An 18,580-nucleotide genomic window follows, 5' to 3' on the forward strand; every position below is an offset into this window, starting at 1 on the left:
GAATGAGGGTAATAAAATCAAGCAATTATATCCCTCACCCTAGCCCTCTCCCAGAGGGAGAGGGGATTATTAGAGGTTCCCTTAAGTTAAATTCCCTCAGATGGGAGTAGAAAGCGCATACCAGTCTATTTTTTACTATAAATAGCCGTTAAATATTTTTACGGTAGGGGATTACATTATGATATTCAAAACACTAAAAGCAATAACCTTGGCTTTTACCTTGCTTGCAGGTGTCGTTGCATCCTTAACAACAGAAGCCGCAACAGTATCGGGAACGCTGGGTACGTCTATAGTCGCGGCGGATTCCTATGCTTTTACTTGTCCGACAGTTACAGCAAAAGTCCAAATCAACGTGATGGATCTAAACACCATTCGTAATTCTTTGGCAACTGTTTATGCAACAATTGGTAAAGACGGCAGTCCGACCTCGACAGTCGCTGACACCGAGAGTACACCCACCGGATCGGCTCCTGCAACTAACACTGATGGTCAAGGCATTTATTCATTAGTAGTCAATAAATCAACTACTGGCACGGAAGATTATACAGTCCAATTGCTGTGCCTAAATAGTCTTGGCAAACCTCTTACTCTTGCTAATCCACAAATAAAAACAAACCAATGAATTTGGTTGGCTTAATGCGAGAGCTTTCTAAGGATTAGGTAATGTTTCCAAGTGATTAGCATTTTTTCGTTTGATATTGTTGTAGTGGGGTCTCAAATGTTGAATATGGGGCTTTGGACACTAATGTTAATAATATTACTTAATTTTGTCAGGATTTTTTTGGTCATCAAATTTTTACTCAAAGTGGAAATCATCTAACGTAGACTTTAAAAACAAGGGATATTAATAGAACAATTGATATCTTAGAATTTAAGGTTCAAGTCTTATTCACTTTATTGATTTTACCCAGTCTAAAGCAATCCTCGATTTACCACTTTGAAAGAATAACTTGCTAATTTTCTTTAATTATCAATAAAATAATTAAACGCTTAAATCAAGTTCTCTTGAGGTCGTCTTGATACCAAAAAAAATAACTAAATGGATCAATACCGTTTTTTTATGGACAATTTGTTGCTGTATTTGCCCAGTTAACGGGCTGGCAAAAGACACTGAGGGCTTAGGAAAATTAAGCATCGAAGAACTGATGGACAGCAAAGTGGTCACCGCAACCCGCAGCGAACAACAGTTGACCGATACTGCGGCGGCGGCTTATGTGATCTCGCAGGACGATATTCGCCGTTCCGGGGCGACCACCATCCCCGAGGCGTTGCGTATGGTGCCGGGCTTGCATGTTGCCCAGATCAGTTCTACAAAGTGGGCGATTTCCGCCCGTGGCTTCAACGGCCTGATCGCGGATAAATTATTGGTGTTGATGGATGGCCGGTCGTTGTATTCGCCGATTCATAAAGGCGTGTTTTGGGAGATTCAAGACCGGGTTCTGGATGATATCGAGCGCATTGAAATTATCCGCGGCCCCGGTGCCAGCGTGTGGGGTGCGAATGCGAGCAATGGCGTAATCAACATTATCACCAAGCATTCCGCTGACACGAAAGAGGGCAGTGTGACGCTGTTTGGCGGCGATAAATATGGCGCTGGGCTTAGAAAGGGTTGGCAATTTACCGATCAGGGCTATGCGCGCGTTTACGGCAAGTTCCTGCGCGATGAAAGCTTTGCCAACAAGTTCGGCAACGATGCCAACGAAGAATGGACTTCAGGACGTGGGGGCTTTCGCGTGGATTGGGCGAATGCCGACGGCAAGCACGCCTTGATGGCGCAAGGTGATGTCTATTACGGTATCTATGATGAAAATAATGCTAAAAGAATAAAGGAAGACAAAGACGATACTACCGGTCAAGATTATCAAGCCCTTATCAATGGTTTTGAGTCAAACCGCGTCGCAAAAAAAGGCGGTAATATTCTGGCGCGTTGGAACTACAATCAATCCTTGGCATCACGCATGTCGGCGCAATTTTTTTATGATACTTTTCAAGAAAATCAGGCTCAAAACCGGTCTGTCGAGAGTGAAACATTCGATTGGGATTTTCAGCACGTTCTTGCCTTAAATGAAGCGCATGAATTGACCTGGGGCTTAAATTACCGCCTAAGTTTAGTGCAGCTGAAACCGTTTCAAGGTGATGAGAATACAGTAACTAGATCTGAATATTTCCCAAAAACGTTTCAAAACAATCGCTTCAGTGCTTTATTTCAGGATAAATGGCGCTGGAACGAGGATTTGGAAATCACTTTCGGCAGCAAATTCGAACACCACAATAATAACAACTTTGAAATTGAACCTTCTATCCGACTCCTTTGGAAAGCAGCTAATCAGCTGATAGTGCCGCTATTTTTGCGAAAGATTTTTCCGGGCTCCTGCTCGAAAAATCAGCAAAAACTACGCGGCAGCCAATGCCTGCGGCTGCCCCAGCCGTCCTGCTACACGCGTTTTATGCCCAACAAGGGGCATAAAACTGGTTGCGCAATGACTCGACGCGATGTCGGAATGCTTTGCAATTCCACTCCGCAAACCGCGCTGCGTGGAATCGCCCAGCCCTATCGCTTCTGGGGACTAAAAATCTTCACTCCGCTCACGCTACGTTTCCACGATTTTCAGCGATCGAGTATGGGCAGGAGTTTCCCGCGCGGTAAGATTACCTTCAGTGACAGATTTAATATCGTTACCTGTTAGGGTAGATCCATCAACCGATAAATCTGTCCAGGTGTTCAATTTTAAACAATACGAAAAATTCACATCCGACGAGGTGATCAGTTATGAGTTAGGTTACCGCTATTGGAACTCAGACAGGTTTTCCTTAGATGTCGCGGCATACTATAACCAAAACAATAGCCATCTTTCTCCTAACAATGAATTTGGTGATTGGTTTCCCGAACAACCGATAAAAAAAAGTACGTCCCTGGGATTGGAAGCCGCAGTTGTTTGGCGGCCAGCTGACTGGGTGCGTTTTCAACTCAGCTCAAGCTTTATGGATTTTGATATTAAATCTATACGAAAACTTGAAAATACTACTGTTGATACTATCAGCCAGGATCCGCGGTTTCTGGTGAACTTCAGAAGCTCCTTCGATATCTCCCCTGCATTTGAAATCGACTTTTGGTTACGCTATGCCGATGCTGCTTCGGGTGTCCTCAAAGCTCAAACCATCCCCAGTTACCTTACCTTGGATGCGCGCTTGGCCTGGAAGCCCAATAAAAACCTGGAGCTGGCGTTTATTGCCAATAACCTGAACGATTCGCAGCATCCGGAGTTTTACGATGGAAGTTCTCCAAACCCTTTACAAGTCGAACGGATGTTTTGGCTTCAGGGCAACTTGAAATTTTAAAAACATTTACTGGCTATCGCATTTTTTGTGGAACACATCAATAACGCCTTAAGGTTTCTAGCAGTCTTAATCCTGACTGCTGTTATTTCCTTAACGGCGTTCGCCCAAGAAAACATTGTTAGCGAAGACACCCTCAAAGCCTTATACAGTTACAAATTTACCCTGTTTACCGACTGGCCGGAAGAAAAATTAACAGAGAGCAACGACACCTTAGAGTTCTGTATTATAGGTAAAAATCCCTTTGGACAGCCTGCTTTGGATACCATCCAAGGCCAGCCTGCCAAAGACAAAAGCATCCATGTTGAGGTTTATCACAGCGGGGTATTATCAGAAGAATCATTAAATCATTGCCATGTGGCATTTATCAGCGCTTCCGAAACGCACAGGATGACAACGCTCCTCAATTCGCTACAACAATTCCCTATTTTAACCATCAGTGATATTCCAGGCTTTTCCAGCCGTGGCGGCATGATTACCCTGATTAAATCGGGCGATCATATAAAATTCGAAATCAATCTGGGGGCGATCAAGCAAGCCAAACTAACCATGAGTTCGAAGATAATAGAGCTCGCGACCATGGTTAAAACCTCAAATGAGGAGCGTAATTAATCATGATGACATTGCGCAACCTGCCCATCAAAACCAAGCTGATCGCCATGATGATGTTGTCTGCCAGTATTGGGATTTTTGTTATGGCTGTCGTAATCTCAATTAATGAAGCGGTCACCATGCGTCACGATATCGAGGCTGAATTGGCGACTTTGGCACAGGTAATAGGCTCTCGCAGTACCGGTTCATTGACATTTAACGATCCGCGCACCGCAAACGAAAATTTAAATGCGTTAGCGACGAAAAAAGACATTGTGTATGCGGCAATTTATCAAGAGGATGGCTTGCTATTTGCCGAATATAAAACCACTGCCGGAAATTCATCCCTGCAACAGCAAGACTCTTCAAGGTTGACAAGAATCCTGCACTTTGTCTCTGCCGGAAAATTTGCCGGTACGATTGAGGTTTCCAACGATATTAATTTTGAAAACAAACAGATTGGAACAGTGCAAATCCAATCCGACATGACCACTTTTTTTGTAAAATTACTACGTTACCTGAGTTGGGTGGTTATTACCCTTCTAGGCTGTTTTGCCTTAAGTTTTGCCGTGTCTACCCGTTTGCACAAGCTGATTTCGACACCCATTTTAGATTTACAGGCAGTGACTAGCACACTTGCAAAAGATGACGATTACTCGGTGCGGATTCCAATTTATTCCAGTGATGAACTCGGTAATTTAATCAACAGCTTTAATACTATGCTGGAGCAAATTGAAATACGCGACCAAAAACTAGCCGAATACAGTAAACATCTTGAGATTTTGGTTGATGAGCGTACCGGAGAATTGACCGAGGCTAATAACCGCCGCATACAATGGCTGGAAAATATGGCAAAGTTTTTAAAGCATGAACTGAAAAATGCATCGATAGGCGTGAAAAGCTCCCTAGAGCTTATTGAACGTCGGTCACAACAGCCGAGTATCAATATTTATCTGGAGCGAGCCAAAAAAAGCCTGAATTACATGAATATCTTATTGACGAGTGTCAGTAATGCGAGCAGTTTGGAGGCGATGATTTATAAAGAGCCGTTAAACCCGGTAAATTTGGGGCTGATTGTTAAATCGCAAATTGATGAATATAAATTATCCTATCCGCAGTACCAATTCATTGGCGATATCGACCACCATTTGAATATTATGGGTAATGAAGACCGCCTCAGACAATTACTGGATAATTTGGTTAACAATGCCATTGAACACAGCCACTTACGTACTCCGGTGACTGTCAATCTGTTGAATAACGCTGGCATTGCGGAAATATCGGTAATTAATGAGGGTGTCAAGCTGCCAGACGACAAAGACAAGATATTCGATCTTTTTGTCTCGCTGCGGGATGCTGGGCATTGGAAAAGCGATAATTTGGGTTTAGGGCTTTATTTGGTCAAATTGATTACCGAAGGACATGGCGGCTGGGTACAAGCAAGCGACTTACCAGACAAAGCGGGTGCAATCTTTACAGTAAAAATACCACAATTGGTCAACTAAATTCGACGCCTTAAAAAGAGAAGAATTGATTATTAAGCTGTAATCAAACGGATATCTAACCAGCGATAACCGGCTGAACGTTCGGTTTTGATGCAATCAAAATCGCTGTCAATATCGCGAAACCGGGCGCGGATCGTTTTAATATGCGCAGTGATGGTGTTCGGCTCTACGCAAATATGTGCCGCTTGCATCAATTTATCGCAGGTTTTTACTTCTCCAGGATTATCCACCAGCTCACAAAGCATCCAGAATTGGGTTAAGGTTATATCTATTGGAGTATTTTTCCAGACCGCTTTTAATAATTTCTTATCTAATCTGAGCGGGCCAAACTCTGAATTATCTTGTTGTATCTTTAATTCAGGAAGTTCGCTTTGGGTAATCACTTCTATGCGATGAAATAACGCTTCAATTCTGACCATCAGAAAGTTGATGCTTGCATCCTTAGTGATGTAATCATCGGCGCCTAAGCGCAGTCCTGAAATCCGGTCTATTTCATCATCCCGCGACGTCAAAAAAATAATCGGCAGTTTTGGCGCCAATCGGCGCAAATCCGAACAGAGTTTAAACCCCCCGTCGCGTTCATCCTGAAGGCCTACGTCGAGAAGAGCAATATCGGGCGCGGGGAGTCGCTATTTTTGCGAAAGCTTGTTTTGAGGACATCCTGTCCAAACAAGCGGCAAAAACTTAACGCGACCGCCAATGCCTGCGGCTGCCCCAGCCGTCCTGCTACCCTCGTCCCATACCCGACAAGGGGTATGGGACATCGTTGCGCAATGACTCGACGCGATGTCGTAAAGCTGTGCATTTTCACGCCGCAAACAGCGCTTCGTGAAAACACACAGCACTATCGCTTCTGGGGACTAAAAATCTTCACTCCGCTAACGCTACGTTTCCAGGATTTTCAGCGACAGATAGGATGTTGAGATAAAAATGGCAAGGTATTTTCAATAATGTATTAAAAAACAGGTGAGTTATGGCTTTAATCAATCAATCAAGCTCAACAATAGACGACGCGCTATTGCTCTTGGAGATTAAAACGCCAAGTCTGGCATTACCAAAGCCCTGGGCGAAAAATAAAGGCATAGTATTTTTTTTCGGCTTGTGGCTGTTAACCGGTTCTGAAACCGCAATTGCCCAGGCAGAGACACCGAAATCGTTCGCTACATCAGTAAACAACGAAATTTTAAACATTAATCTGCAAGGAAACCGGCTGAGTATTGAAGCCAAACATATCTCATGGAAAAAATTGATTAAAAGGCTGGAGGAAGTAACACATATCCTCATATATGGTTACCTGCCCATGAAATCGGAGGTTTCGGTGTCAATCCCAGAGAACACTTTAATGGAAACCTTAGGCCAGTTGTTCGGTCCGGGGATGGATTTTGTCTTTCACTACCCAAAAGACGGGTTGCACGGTTTTGAAATGCCGAAGGAAATTTGGGTGCTAGGCAGCTTCCTAGGTCATGGTGTACAAACAATGAAGGTAACTTCTGGCAGTATTCCGAAAAATCAACGCGTTGAGCTAGAGGAATATTCTTTCGATAAAGAAAAAGAAATTGTGGATGCGCTCGTCGAGAAAGCACGAAATGATATCAATCCGGAGTCACGGATTGAAGCTATGACCAGCCTTGTGGCGAATCAAATAGATGATACGGCTATAGAACAAACGCTTGAAGCGGCGCTTAAAGATAAAGAGCCCAGTGTTCGGGGGTACGCAGTGCATGCGCTAGCCAATAAAGAAGGTGAACAGGCCACGGAGCATCTGCGGCGGACGCTCCAGGATATTGATGCCGAAGTGCGAAAAAAAGCGGTCGAGAATGTGGTTCCTGAAGGGCAAGGTATTGCCCTGTTAAAAGAAGCGCTAACAAATCCAGATCAATTAGTTCAGGACATTGCCGCAGAACGGTTAAAACAAATAACCAACAAAGAAGAGCTAAACGATTTACCTGCCCTGTAGTTATAAAACTTCAGGGTGAAAAAGAATCTGCAGACTTGTCGGAAAAGAAATGCTCCGAAAAGCCTGCTGAAGATACCAGGAAGGTATCGCTGTTTTCAATCGTAGCAGGATTGAAAAACATCTGAATCAGGCGGCAAATGTAGTGATTTGAAGCCTGGGCTGATGGGAACAAGGTAGTCCCGCCAGTATTTATTATTTTTACTATTGATGACCGTTAAATTAAATAACGGCAGGAGAATATTATCATGAAAACTCAATACAATTCTATTGCACGCAAGCTTGTTTTACCCTTGATGTTTGGAATGGCTGTTATGGCGGCTTCTGCCGTGGAAGCCGCTGTTCCAGATGCAGCGAACATTATTAACGGTAACGTAGACGTGAATGGTGGTGGTGTCTCAAACGCCGACGACAGGAACAATGTCTGGTTGTGGTGTGACGACGCTGCTCCTTCCAGGGTAAGGATCATCAACGGTTTAGTGGATGTCACCGAAGATAATTTGATCCAAAACGATGATGATGTCAGAAACTGTGACCTGACCGTCGAGGATGCAGCAGGCGTTCCGTCTAGGCGAGAAGTCGATATCTTGAACGGCAGAGTTGACGTTAACGGAGATACTGCAATCAATGGTGCCGATGATTTGAACAATGTCCAGTTGTTCATAGACGCTTCAAATTAAAGAGGTTCACCTTAGGCCAACCCGATGGCGCATTAATTTTTATATGGAAGATTAACACCTTAGTGTAATCTGATAAAATCGATTTGCCGTCGGGCTAGCCGATGCCAACTGAGTGATAAACCTAAGCCCTTGCCTGATAATTTCTAGCAGGGGCTTTTTATCTTGGCTTGTTTTAGTTGTAGGCAAAGATAAGTGATTAACCGTTTGCCCAGATTATATTTTCTAAACCTTGGAGACGAAGATGGGCTAGAGATATCGCGCCGGTAAGGAGAGCGTTCCCATTAACCCTCAGAAGTGCTTGGGACTGGTATCACGGGCTTTCAATATAAATATTTACGCCGCAAGAGAGCTTACATGAATCCAAATAAACCCAATGTCATCATGAGGGAAACTCTAAAAATTCAAAAAGCTCCTTCTCCCTCTGGGAAAAGACCGGGATAAAGGTGATAAAATCAAGCAATTATATCCCTCGCCCTAGCCCTCCCCCAGAGGGAGAGGGGATTATTAGAGGTTTCCATGATAACCGCATCCTTGCTTGTACTCATGGTTTTGGGCAGGTATCTTTTAAAATTGTCCTATAGACGAATGACCGCTATTAGGAAAATTGGATTTTTGGTTCAATACTCGGTGTGGGTCGATTGAACCCTCTCATCATCAAATTTGGTCGCAACATAATTCTTACGACTGCCTATTTATTCTGGAATTTACAATTTATATCCATGTCCTAGTTAATTGCACTACAATGGTGCATTAATTCTATTCCCATTATGATCTGTTTTCCGTGCTGGCGAATGTGAGTTTGTTATTTTTTGATTTGTATCATTATATCAATCAGTTAGCAGAATGTGTGCCGGATAATCAAGCAAGCTAACTATTATTCCAAATATGGTCTGTAAATTGCTTTATTTTTTAGAAGTCATTATTCCATATAAAACTCTGACCCAAAAACCATGTTCAAACGCATACTGGATCACCTCAATACCGCTACCTTGTTATTCAATAGTGACTTAAGCCTTGTTTATGTAAACACGGCAGCAGAAATTTTGCTTGCGGATAGTGCACGCCATTTGGTCGGTGTTGGTGCAACGGAGTTATTCAAATTCTCTGATCCAGCATTGCTAATCAATTTACAGCAATGCCTGACAATGGCTGAACCTTTGGTCGATCATGAGCTAATACTGGATCGTATGGGGCAAAGCTTTACCGTCAATCTGTGTGCCACGCCTTTGCTGGTGGATGACCGAGTTAACGAGATTCTGGTTGAATTGCAACGGATGGATAATCATTTGCGCATTTCTAAGGAAGAGCAACTACTTAGCCAACAAAATACCGCCAGATTACTGGTGAGAGGGCTCGCACATGAGATAAAAAATCCCTTGGGCGGTCTACGCGGCGCAGCTCAATTGTTAAACATGGAGCTGGAAGATCCCGACCTTAAAGAATATACCCAGATCATCATTGCTGAATCTGATCGTCTGCAAGGCTTGATGGATAAATTGCTAGGGCCTAATAAACCGCCTGACTTTACAGTAATTAATGTTCACGAAGTGCTGGAACGGGTCAGACAACTGGTGGATGCCGAAACGTCGGGCAGCGTGAAGATTATTTGCGATTATGACCCCAGTATTCCTGATATTCGTGCAGACCGGAATTTGTTAATACAAGCGGTGTTGAATATCGCTAAAAATGCGGTGCAAGCACTGGATGGCAAGGGTCAAATTATTCTTAAGTCCCGTATTCAGAGAAACCAGGTTATCGGTCGGCAGCACCATAAATTGGCGGTAAAAGTAGACATTATCGATAATGGCTCTGGCATTGACCCTGATCTTAAGGAACGAATTTTTTACCCGATGATTACGGGGCGTGCAGATGGCACGGGCTTGGGCTTATCTATTGCACAGTCATTGATTAATCAACATAACGGCCTGATCGAATGCCACAGCGAACCTGGCAGTACGGTTTTTTCGATTATTTTACCCATATAAGCGCAAGGAGAATTGGCAATGAGCAAGCCTGAAACTGTCTGGATTGTTGATGACGACAAGTCTATCCGTTGGGTGGTCGAAAAAGCACTGCAAAAGGCAGACATCAGCACTCGGAATTTTTCTGCTGCCAGAGACTTACTAGATGCCTTGAATACCGACACGCCAGATGCCTTGATTACCGACATACGAATGCCGGGCATGGATGGTTTGCAGTTGTTGGACAAAATTCAGATTAGCCACCCTGATTTGCCGGTGATTGTTATGACCGCACACTCAGACCTTGAAAGCGCAGTTTCAGCATTTCATGGCGGCGCGTTTGAATACCTGCCCAAACCCTTCGATATTAAGGAGGTCGTTGACCTTGCCCACAGAGCCGTTCAGCATGGACGAAGACATAAGCTGGATGAACAAAAAGAGCCGGCTACGCTTGCTGCAACGCCAGAAATTATCGGTGCAGCACCCGCCATGCAGGAAGTGTTTCGTGCCATCGGTCGATTAGCGCGATCCCACATTACCGTACTTATTAATGGAGAATCCGGCACGGGCAAGGAATTAGTTGCCAAAGCCCTGCATCGGCACAGCCCTAGAGCCAAAAAGCCTTTTATTGCCTTGAATATGGCAGCTATTCCAAAAGACCTAATGGAATCGGAGTTGTTTGGTCACGAGAAAGGTTCTTTTACGGGCGCACAAGCGCGTCGTTCCGGTCGGTTTGAACAAGCTAACGGCGGCACATTATTTCTCGACGAAATCGGCGATATGCCGGCAGAACTGCAAACGCGATTGCTGAGAGTGCTTTCCGACGGGGAATTTTATCCGGTCGGTGGGCATTCAGCAGTAAAAGTCGATGTCCGAATTATTGCCGCAACCCACCAGAATCTTGAAATACTGGTGGAGCAAGGTCGATTTCGGGAAGATTTGTTTCACCGCTTAAACGTCATCCGCATCCATATTCCGGCACTACGGGAACGAAAACAAGACATTCCCTTATTACTGCGTCATTTTTTAGCCCAAGCCGCGCAGGAACTTAACACAGAAGTTAAATTGCTGACATCGGAAGCAGAGGGGTTTTTAAGCACCTTAGAATGGCCTGGAAACGTCAGGCAATTGGAGAACAGTTGCCGTTGGTTGACCGTGATGGCATCTGGGCGGGAAATCCAACTGGACGACCTACCACCTGAATTGCTTAATACAACGTTGGCTACAGAAGGCGCTGTAACCGATTGGGAGACATCACTTAGAAACTGGATTGACCAACAACTCATCAAACGCGCCCAATCCGGCGCGTCCAGCCACAGTGATGTCGCCAAACAAACCATCCCCATCGTGGAAACCATACTAATCAAGGCCGCCCTGGACTTTACCCGGGGACGGCGACACGAAGCCGCGTTGTTACTGGGCTATGGCCGGAATACGTTGACCCGTAAAGTAAAGGAGCTGGGTATTGAGGAGTGAATATTGATTCGCTTATTAGTCCAAAGTTGGCCCCGATGAAGTACAACGAAATCGAAATTAATTGCTACTTCCCTGCTAAGTTCTTAATCTCATCCTTTTGGGCAAGAATACTGTCGATGTCCCTCCATCTCGACCCCCTTTTATCCCCCCGATACTCTTGGGCTTTCCATACAAGCATTACCATACATGTCGAACCATAAACGAGACCACAATCTCAAGGTTTCTTTAAATGTTCGAACGCCATAAACAACGCCGCAATCGAACGTGCCTCGGTGCATTCTCCTGTCGCCAACAAGCTATTAATGTCAGCCAATTTCCACGGCACAACTTCCAATTCTTCTGGTTCGTCGCCTAGTAATTTTTCGGTGTATAAATCCGTGGCGATAATGATTTCTGTCATGTGTTCCAGGTACGATGGTGCAATAGAAAAGGAGCTCAAGTGATAGAGATGCCTTGCGCCGTAACCGACTTCCTCCTTCAATTCCCTGTTGGCGGCATCAAAAAAAGATTCCCCGGCATCGATCTTACCTTTAGGCAAACCCAGTTCATAACGATGCACGCCCGCCGAATATTCCCTAATAAGCAATACCGTATCGTCATCTAGCATAGGCACAACCAACACCGCCCCACCGCCGGTATTGCCTCGTGCCAAGCGTTCGTAATTGCGCTGCTCCCCGTTGCTGAATTCAATCTCCAATGATTCAATACGGAACAAGCGGCTGGTGGCAATCGTGGTTTTTTTAAGGATAATCGGTTTTTCGGGCATTGTGCCTCTATTCAAGCGTAAGGTTTAGCTATACCAGCTATCAATGTTTCCAATAATGAAAGGTGGTCATGTTTGAGCCAAAATGTCATGGGTTTAGCGGTTTCGTCTTCATCGTCCAAATCTTTCCAAAAATAAGTAGTTTTCAGCTCAGGATGCTTAACATAGCCGCGTTTGTTCCAGAACTTATCCAACGGCATATAGTTGGAAGGTCGCCTGGGATGATCGATAGGGCGTTCTACACAGCAAAAAGTAATGTGCTTAAAGCCGCCCAACTCTTCAGCATGGGCTTCCCGTTCCTCAAAGAATCGAACTCCCAAACCCAAGCCACGGTAAGCTTTATTTAGCACGGACTCACTACAATAAAACACTTCATCCAGATTATAGCCATTATCGAGAAACGGCTTTTTTAGCTCGTCCGTTTCATATTTCATCGGAATTGCGGTGGCTGCACCGACAATCCTATCGTCGTTAAAAGCTAGCACAATCACGCTTTCAGGATGGTCAATGTAAGTCTGGAGGTACTTTTTTTCATACTCGAGAGTCCCGTCATACAGATAGGGAAAATCACGAAATACCTCTATCCGTAAACGAGCGAGTTCGGGGATGTACGGTAGCAGGGCAGTACCGCTTTTTCTTTCGATGCGGATATTTTTGGTCATGAGTGTAATCACGGCAGGTAAATGTCGATATTTTATCCGATACCAGGCCGTTTGAGGGCTGATGACATGTAAAAATATCTGATAGGGACGTGGAAACAGGTCCAATTCGGTTTTAGGTGTACTTATTATCCTTTTCTATGAGCAATAATTACCCAGTGCTTCTTTGTGTTGTACCATATCGCCTGTATTTTAATGTGTCCGCTGGATTTCGTAGCTTCTTCTGTCAAAACTTAACGTTATCCCAAGCATCAACAAAAACTGGAGAAATGAATGGTGGTAGGTTCGGAAGATTTTAAAAAAGCCTTACAACTGTGGGCGAGCGGTGTCGCCGTGGTCACTTCGCACTCAGAGAAATTTGGAGTGCGCGGCATGACAGTGACCGCATTTTCCAGTGTTTCCGCCGAGCCGCCGCAAATTTTGGTATGCGTTAACCAATCAGCAGATACTGGGGAAAATATCGACCAAAACCAGCGTTTTGCCGTGAATATTTTGAATGCCAATCAGCAGGAAGTTTCCAATAATTTTTCCGGCGGTAGTAGTCAGGAAGAGCGTTTTGCCAATGCTGCTTGGCATACGGGCAGCACAGGTGTGCCTATCTTGGATGACAGCATTATGTCGATGGAATGTAAGGTTATAGAAAAAGTTCGGGCAGGTACGCACTGGGTTATCATCGGGGAGGTACAGGAAGCGAGTTGCCGCTCGGGAGAACCGTTGTTGTATTTCCGAAGCCATTATCGGCAATTAGCCGATGCCGCAGACTAAAAAATGTCACCAAACTTCATACTTATTTTCCGTGCAGCAAATAATCTACACCGTCAGCCAGCTTAACCGTGAAACCGGTGCTTTGCTCGGCGAGCATTTTCTTTCGATTTTTGTCGAGGGCGAAATTTCCAATCTAAGCATCCCCGCATCTGGACACTGTTATTTTACGTTAAAGGATGCCAACGCGCAGGTTCGTTGTGCGATGTTCCGTGGTCAACGCAGACAGTCATTCAAGCCAGAAAACGGCAAACAGGTCGTCGTCAAGGCGCAGGTTAGCCTGTACGAACCCAGGGGCGATTACCAGCTCATCGTCGAATACCTGGAAGAATCTGGCGATGGCGTATTACGACGGGCATTTGATGCGCTCAAACTCAAATTGTCCGAAGAAGGGTTGTTTTCGGCGATAAACAAAAAAGACTTACCCCTTCTGCCTAAAGCGATTGGTGTTATCACCTCGCCATCGGGAGCCGCCATCCAGGATATTCTGACGGTACTACGCCGACGTTTTGCCGCCGTACCCGTCATCATCTATCCGGTTGCTGTTCAAGGCGAAAATGCCAAGTTCGAGATTGCCAAGGCAATCGCCACGGCTAACACACTAAAACAGTGTGATGTGCTGATTTTGGCACGGGGCGGCGGCTCGTTGGAAGACTTGTGGGCGTTCAATGAGGAAATAGTCGCCAGGGCAATCTATGCCAGCCAGATTCCGGTTATTTCCGGTGTCGGCCATGAAACCGATGTGACCATAGCTGATTTTGTAGCCGACTTACGCGCAGCAACACCGTCAGCGGCGGCAGAACACGCCACGCCAGATCAACAACAATGGTTATATAAATTCAATGAGTTAGAAACACGGCTACAACAACACTTACAGCGTCTACTTAGACAGCAGCTGCAAAAAGTAGACTGGCTAGTCGGACGCTTGCAACAGCAACATCCCCAGCAAAAACTGACCCGCAACCAACAACGCTTGGCTGAACTTGAATTAAATCTAAAAAAAGCGGTGCAGTTAAGATTAACGCACAACCGAAGAATCTCCGAAGCCCAAATCGCCCGATTATGGCAACAAACGCCAATGTCAGCTATCCGACGTAATCAACAGCAGATAGCTTATCTAAGCGAACGTTTAGTATCAGCAACCAACATTTTCCTGAAAAACAACAGCCAACGCTTACTTAATGCCAGCCAAACCTTACACGCAGTAAGCCCATTAGCTACCTTAAACCGAGGTTATGCGCTGGTTACTGAGCAGACTTCCGGCCTGATTGTCAGATCGACCGAGCAGTTGAATGTAGGTGATAAAGTATTAACTCGACTTGCAAAAGGGTATTTTACCAGTCAGGTTAATGCGTTGTTTGAGGAATAAACAAATGTGACAAGATTGACTTGGCAGGCACAGAGTATTGCTTGGCTCTCACGAGCTTTAAGGCTAGAATGCCGACAGACCGTTTCCGGAATTTGACTGGATTATGGCTTTTTAACCGAAAGAGAGATAACCCATGAGCCTAAATTACACCGAAGAAGAATTAAACTTGCTGGCTAACACCCCTCACATCATCGGCGCTGCAATGGCGTTTGCTGGCAGTAGTGGGCTGTTCGGGACTGGAAAGGAAATGTTCACCAATGCCCAAGCCGTTATGGCGGGTATTAAAGATTATCCCAATAACGCGCTAATTCGAGCCATACTACCCGATGCTAAGGGTGATGCGTCTGCAGCCATGGACAAAATGAAAAAGGTGCGTGACTGGGGTGTGGCGCGCATGAAAGCCAAAGGCGTTGATTCTGCTGAGAAATTTCAAGCCGAAGCCGTGGAAGATTGTAAGGCGGTGGCGGCATTGTTGGCTGTCAAGGCAACGCCCGAAGAAGCAACAGAATATAAGCAATGGGCGATGTCAATTGCCGAAAAAGTCGCAATGGCAACCACCGAAGGTAGTTTCTTAGGCTTCGGCGGTGAGCGTTTTAGCGCCAACGAAAAGCAATTATTTGGTGAGATTGAAAAAGCAATGGGGTCGCAAAGCTTGTTGGCTTAGCCGCTCCTTCTTTCATTTAAGCGCAGCCTTGATGAAATGGAATCGAGGTTACACACTTAGCTAAGTCTAAAACAACCCCGTAATCTTCCCGTCATCGTCAATATCAATCCGCTCTGCCGCAGGCGACTTGGGCAATCCCGGCATGGTCATCATGTCGCCAGCAATGGCGACAATAAAGCCCGCGCCATTAGCCAGCCTGACTTCGCTTATTTCAACGGTATGACCTGACGGCGCACCTTTCAGGTTGGGATTGGTGGAAAATGACATTTGGGTTTTGGCGATGCAGACAGGGAATTTGCCGTACAACTCATCCCAAGTTTTAAGCTGAGCCTTAATTTTGGCACTGGCGGTAATGCTGGATGCACCATATAGTTTGGTGGCGATGGCTTCAATTTTGTCCCACAAATTCAGGTTTTCGTCGTAAACGAAGGTACAACCTGGTTCGCGGTGATCGACGATATTCACGATTTCCCTGGCGAGATTTTCAGCACCAGCACCACCCTCAGCCCAATGTTTGGAGACGACGCAATTTGCGCCCAAAGCGGCGCACAAACGCTTAAGCAGATCAATTTCAGCTTCGGTATCGAAAGTAAAATGATTAACGCACACCACACAAGGCAAGCCGTAATGCTGGGTGACATTCTTGTAGTGCCGTTGCAGGTTTTCAAAGCCATTTTCGAGCGCGGCTAGATTTTCCTGGTTTAAATCTTCCTTATCTACACCGCCGTGGAATTTCAACGCCCGTACCGTAGCAACTAACACAACCGCAGAAGGTTTTAAGTCTGCCATTCGGCATTTGATGTCGATAAATTTTTCCGCGCCCAAATCTGCGCCAAATCCTGCTTCGGTTACGGCATAATCAGCCAATTTTAAAGCGGTTTTAGTCGCGGTCACGGTGTTGCAACCGTGGGCGATATTGGCAAAAGGGCCACCATGAATAATGGCGATGTTATTTTCCAGTGTTTGTACCAAATTCGGTTTAATAGCATCTTTCAATAGAGCCGCCATTGCGCCTTGTGCATTCAAGTCGCTGGCGTAAACTGCTGTTTTGCCGTCGGCTTTATAGCCGATGACGATGCGGCCTAAGCGTTCTTTCAGATCGGCACGTCCAGTCGCCAGACACAGTATCGCCATGACTTCGGAAGCGACGACAATATCGAAACCATCTTCTCGCGCATAGCCGTTGCCAGTACCGCCTAAGCCAACAATGATTTTCCGCAAGGCGCGGTCATTCATATCGACCACCCGCTTCCATTGGATACGGCGTGGGTCAATACCCAGTGCGTTGCCTTGCGTGATATGGTTATCAATCAGGGCGGCGAGCAGGTTGTGGGCTACACCTATCGCATGAAAATCACCCGTAAAATGCAGGTTGATGTCTTCCATAGGCACAACCTGGGAATATCCACCACCTGCCGCGCCACCCTTCATACCAAAGCAGGGTCCCAGGGATGGCTCACGCAAACACATAATGGCTTTTTTGCCGATCCGGTTAAGGGCGTCACCCAAACCCACTGTTGTCGTGGTCTTGCCTTCTCCTGCAGGTGTCGGACTGATGGCCGTTACCAGGATTAGTTTGCCGTCTTTTTTGTCCTTTAGGCTATTGACGTATTCGAGTGACAGCTTGGCTTTGTAATGACCAAAAGGATCTAAGTGTTCGGCATCAATGCCGAATTTTTCTTTTACCAACCCGATGATCGGCTGCATTTTTGCCTGTTGGGCGATTTCTATGTCAGACATGGTGTTTCAAGTTAGATTGCTAATGGGTTTCTGAGTACAACTCAACGATCAAAAATATCTTTGTCATCTTTTGCCAAGGACTCAATTCTAGGCTTTTCTGATGAATAATACATTAGGTAAGCCCTCAAAATGGGCATCGCATGTCAACAAATCTGCCTTATAAACCAGTGCAGTTGCATACACTATGGCATCAGCGGTAGCTAATTTATATTTGCGATGTAGTTCAGCGGCTTGTAAGGCAATCTTGGTATCAAGTTCCGCCACGACACATAACTGCGTATAAGCAATAACCCGCTCCGCCTCTGTTTCTCCAACTTCGCGGGTTAACCACTTATCCAACTCTAACTGAACAATGGTCGGTACAACACAACGCACTACGTCAGGAAATTCTTTATCGAAAGCCTGCTTAAGTGGACTATCTATTAACCACTCAATCCAGATCGAAGTATCGACAACTCGCATTTGTGCCTCAGAGGGTTATTAATATCGGTCGTCACGGTCTCTGTAATTACTGGTGTCAGCACCTTTAGCAATCCCCCTAAGCTCATCAAAGCTTGGTACTGGCATAACCAACATGCCAATGCCCTTCGGAATAAACACAAATTGCTGCCCCGCTTGCCAGTGCAGCTCTTCCCGAACCGATTTAGGAATTGAAATCTGAAATTTAGTTGAAAGCGTGGCTGTAGCGGACATTTCATGCTCCTTTCTTATCGATGCCAATAAAGTAAGAATATAGCAGATATTAACGGTAGTGGCTAACGAGAATGACCTTATATTAAGAAATTTTTTATTCAGCAACAGACTATTGTTTTATTCGAAGATTGCCATGTTTTTGGCCGTATTGTTTTTTAATTTCTTTGTAAAGATCATATCCTTGGTTGATTAAGCCTAGTAACTTATCTTTTTTGTAATTTCCATACAAACATTTTGCAACTATTTCTGGATTCAATTCAATATCATTATCTATACAGCCCGATGCAATTCTTGCAATTAAAGCAACATCAATGTTATGGATAAAAGTCATTTTTTTCTCTAACTGCCAGCAATTTTTTTCTATGGTTTCATCCGAATTAGAAGACAAATTAAATAGCTTAGATTTCATAAAAATTGAAATTGCTCT

General features: G+C 45.0%; 19 protein-coding genes. 12 read left to right on the top strand and 7 right to left on the bottom strand.

Annotated features, from left to right (window positions below):
- Positions 1 to 178: 178 nt before the first annotated feature.
- From ABL924_RS14320 to ABL924_RS14340, 5 genes are all read left to right on the top strand, one after another.
- Complete coding sequence (locus ABL924_RS14320; protein WP_349027776.1) at positions 179 to 622, top strand: hypothetical protein; 444 nt, start codon at positions 179 to 181, stop codon at positions 620 to 622.
- A gap of 523 nt (positions 623 to 1,145) precedes the next feature.
- Positions 1,146 to 2,687, top strand: coding sequence for a TonB-dependent receptor plug domain-containing protein (locus ABL924_RS14325; protein ID WP_349027777.1), 1,542 nt, complete (start codon positions 1,146 to 1,148; stop codon positions 2,685 to 2,687).
- Positions 2,659 to 3,339 carry a TonB-dependent receptor gene (locus ABL924_RS14330; protein ID WP_349027778.1) on the top strand — a complete coding sequence of 227 codons (681 nt, stop codon included), beginning with the start codon at positions 2,659 to 2,661 and terminating at the stop codon, positions 3,337 to 3,339. Before ABL924_RS14325 ends, ABL924_RS14330 begins: the two co-directional genes overlap by 29 nt.
- Before the next feature lie 27 nt (positions 3,340 to 3,366).
- Positions 3,367 to 3,948: a YfiR family protein gene (locus ABL924_RS14335; RefSeq protein ID WP_349027779.1), complete on the top strand. Its 582-nt coding sequence runs from the start codon at positions 3,367 to 3,369 to the stop codon at positions 3,946 to 3,948.
- 2 nt (positions 3,949 to 3,950) lie between these two features.
- Positions 3,951 to 5,432, top strand: a complete 1,482-nt coding sequence (locus tag ABL924_RS14340) for an ATP-binding protein (protein WP_349027780.1) — start codon at positions 3,951 to 3,953, stop codon at positions 5,430 to 5,432.
- Between the two features lie 32 nt (positions 5,433 to 5,464).
- On the opposite strand, the gene ABL924_RS14345 is transcribed toward ABL924_RS14340, so the two are convergent.
- Positions 5,465 to 6,043 carry a response regulator gene (locus ABL924_RS14345; protein WP_349027794.1) on the bottom strand — a complete coding sequence of 193 codons (579 nt, stop codon included), beginning with the start codon at positions 6,041 to 6,043 and terminating at the stop codon, positions 5,465 to 5,467.
- Between the two features lie 362 nt (positions 6,044 to 6,405).
- On the opposite strand from ABL924_RS14345, the gene ABL924_RS14350 reads away from it, so the two are divergent.
- The 4 genes from ABL924_RS14350 (at position 6,406) to ntrC (ending at position 11,503) form a co-directional block, all read left to right on the top strand.
- The gene (locus ABL924_RS14350) at positions 6,406 to 7,389 is read left to right on the top strand and encodes a HEAT repeat domain-containing protein (protein WP_349027781.1); all 984 of its coding nucleotides are present in this window, start codon (positions 6,406 to 6,408) and stop codon (positions 7,387 to 7,389) included.
- Between the two features lie 245 nt (positions 7,390 to 7,634).
- On the top strand, positions 7,635 to 8,066 hold the full coding sequence (locus tag ABL924_RS14355) for a hypothetical protein (RefSeq protein ID WP_349027782.1): 432 nt from the start codon (positions 7,635 to 7,637) through the stop codon (positions 8,064 to 8,066).
- 950 nt (positions 8,067 to 9,016) lie between these two features.
- Positions 9,017 to 10,051: a nitrogen regulation protein NR(II) gene (gene glnL / locus ABL924_RS14360; protein ID WP_349027783.1), complete on the top strand. Its 1,035-nt coding sequence runs from the start codon at positions 9,017 to 9,019 to the stop codon at positions 10,049 to 10,051.
- Positions 10,052 to 10,069: 18 nt separating this feature from the next.
- On the top strand, positions 10,070 to 11,503 hold the full coding sequence (gene ntrC / locus ABL924_RS14365; protein ID WP_349027784.1) for a nitrogen regulation protein NR(I): 1,434 nt from the start codon (positions 10,070 to 10,072) through the stop codon (positions 11,501 to 11,503).
- A 214-nt stretch (positions 11,504 to 11,717) separates the two neighbouring features.
- On the opposite strand, the gene nudE is transcribed toward ntrC, so the two are convergent.
- Positions 11,718 to 12,269, bottom strand: a complete 552-nt coding sequence (gene nudE, locus ABL924_RS14370; protein WP_349027785.1) for an ADP compounds hydrolase NudE — start codon at positions 12,267 to 12,269, stop codon at positions 11,718 to 11,720.
- A gap of 11 nt (positions 12,270 to 12,280) precedes the next feature.
- Complete coding sequence (locus ABL924_RS14375; protein ID WP_349027786.1) at positions 12,281 to 12,928, bottom strand: GNAT family N-acetyltransferase; 648 nt, start codon at positions 12,926 to 12,928, stop codon at positions 12,281 to 12,283.
- Between the two features lie 270 nt (positions 12,929 to 13,198).
- On the opposite strand from ABL924_RS14375, the gene ABL924_RS14380 reads away from it, so the two are divergent.
- The 3 genes from ABL924_RS14380 (at position 13,199) to ABL924_RS14390 (ending at position 15,720) form a co-directional block, all read left to right on the top strand.
- Positions 13,199 to 13,690, top strand: coding sequence for a flavin reductase family protein (locus ABL924_RS14380; protein WP_349027787.1), 492 nt, complete (start codon positions 13,199 to 13,201; stop codon positions 13,688 to 13,690).
- Complete coding sequence (gene xseA, locus ABL924_RS14385; protein WP_349027788.1) at positions 13,677 to 15,056, top strand: exodeoxyribonuclease VII large subunit; 1,380 nt, start codon at positions 13,677 to 13,679, stop codon at positions 15,054 to 15,056. The genes ABL924_RS14380 and xseA overlap by 14 nt, the downstream gene beginning before the upstream one ends.
- A 133-nt stretch (positions 15,057 to 15,189) precedes the next feature.
- Positions 15,190 to 15,720: a hypothetical protein gene (locus ABL924_RS14390; RefSeq protein WP_349027789.1), complete on the top strand. Its 531-nt coding sequence runs from the start codon at positions 15,190 to 15,192 to the stop codon at positions 15,718 to 15,720.
- Between the two features lie 66 nt (positions 15,721 to 15,786).
- Here ABL924_RS14390 and ABL924_RS14395 read toward each other — a convergent pair whose 3' ends face one another.
- The 4 genes from ABL924_RS14395 to ABL924_RS14410 form a co-directional block, all read right to left on the bottom strand.
- The gene (locus ABL924_RS14395) at positions 15,787 to 17,460 is read right to left on the bottom strand and encodes a formate--tetrahydrofolate ligase (protein WP_349027790.1); all 1,674 of its coding nucleotides are present in this window, start codon (positions 17,458 to 17,460) and stop codon (positions 15,787 to 15,789) included.
- An 87-nt stretch (positions 17,461 to 17,547) separates the two neighbouring features.
- Positions 17,548 to 17,922, bottom strand: coding sequence for a type II toxin-antitoxin system VapC family toxin (locus tag ABL924_RS14400; protein ID WP_349027791.1), 375 nt, complete (start codon positions 17,920 to 17,922; stop codon positions 17,548 to 17,550).
- 18 nt (positions 17,923 to 17,940) lie between these two features.
- A complete protein-coding gene (locus ABL924_RS14405; protein ID WP_349027792.1) occupies positions 17,941 to 18,153 on the bottom strand; it encodes an AbrB/MazE/SpoVT family DNA-binding domain-containing protein in 213 nt (70 codons plus the stop codon).
- Between the two features lie 109 nt (positions 18,154 to 18,262).
- Positions 18,263 to 18,580 (bottom strand): hypothetical protein (locus ABL924_RS14410; protein ID WP_349027793.1); only part of this gene is annotated, 318 nt, incomplete at its 5' end.

The sequence above is a fragment of the Methyloglobulus sp. genome (assembly GCF_040079455.1).
Lineage (GTDB): Bacteria > Pseudomonadota > Gammaproteobacteria > Methylococcales > Methylomonadaceae > Methyloglobulus.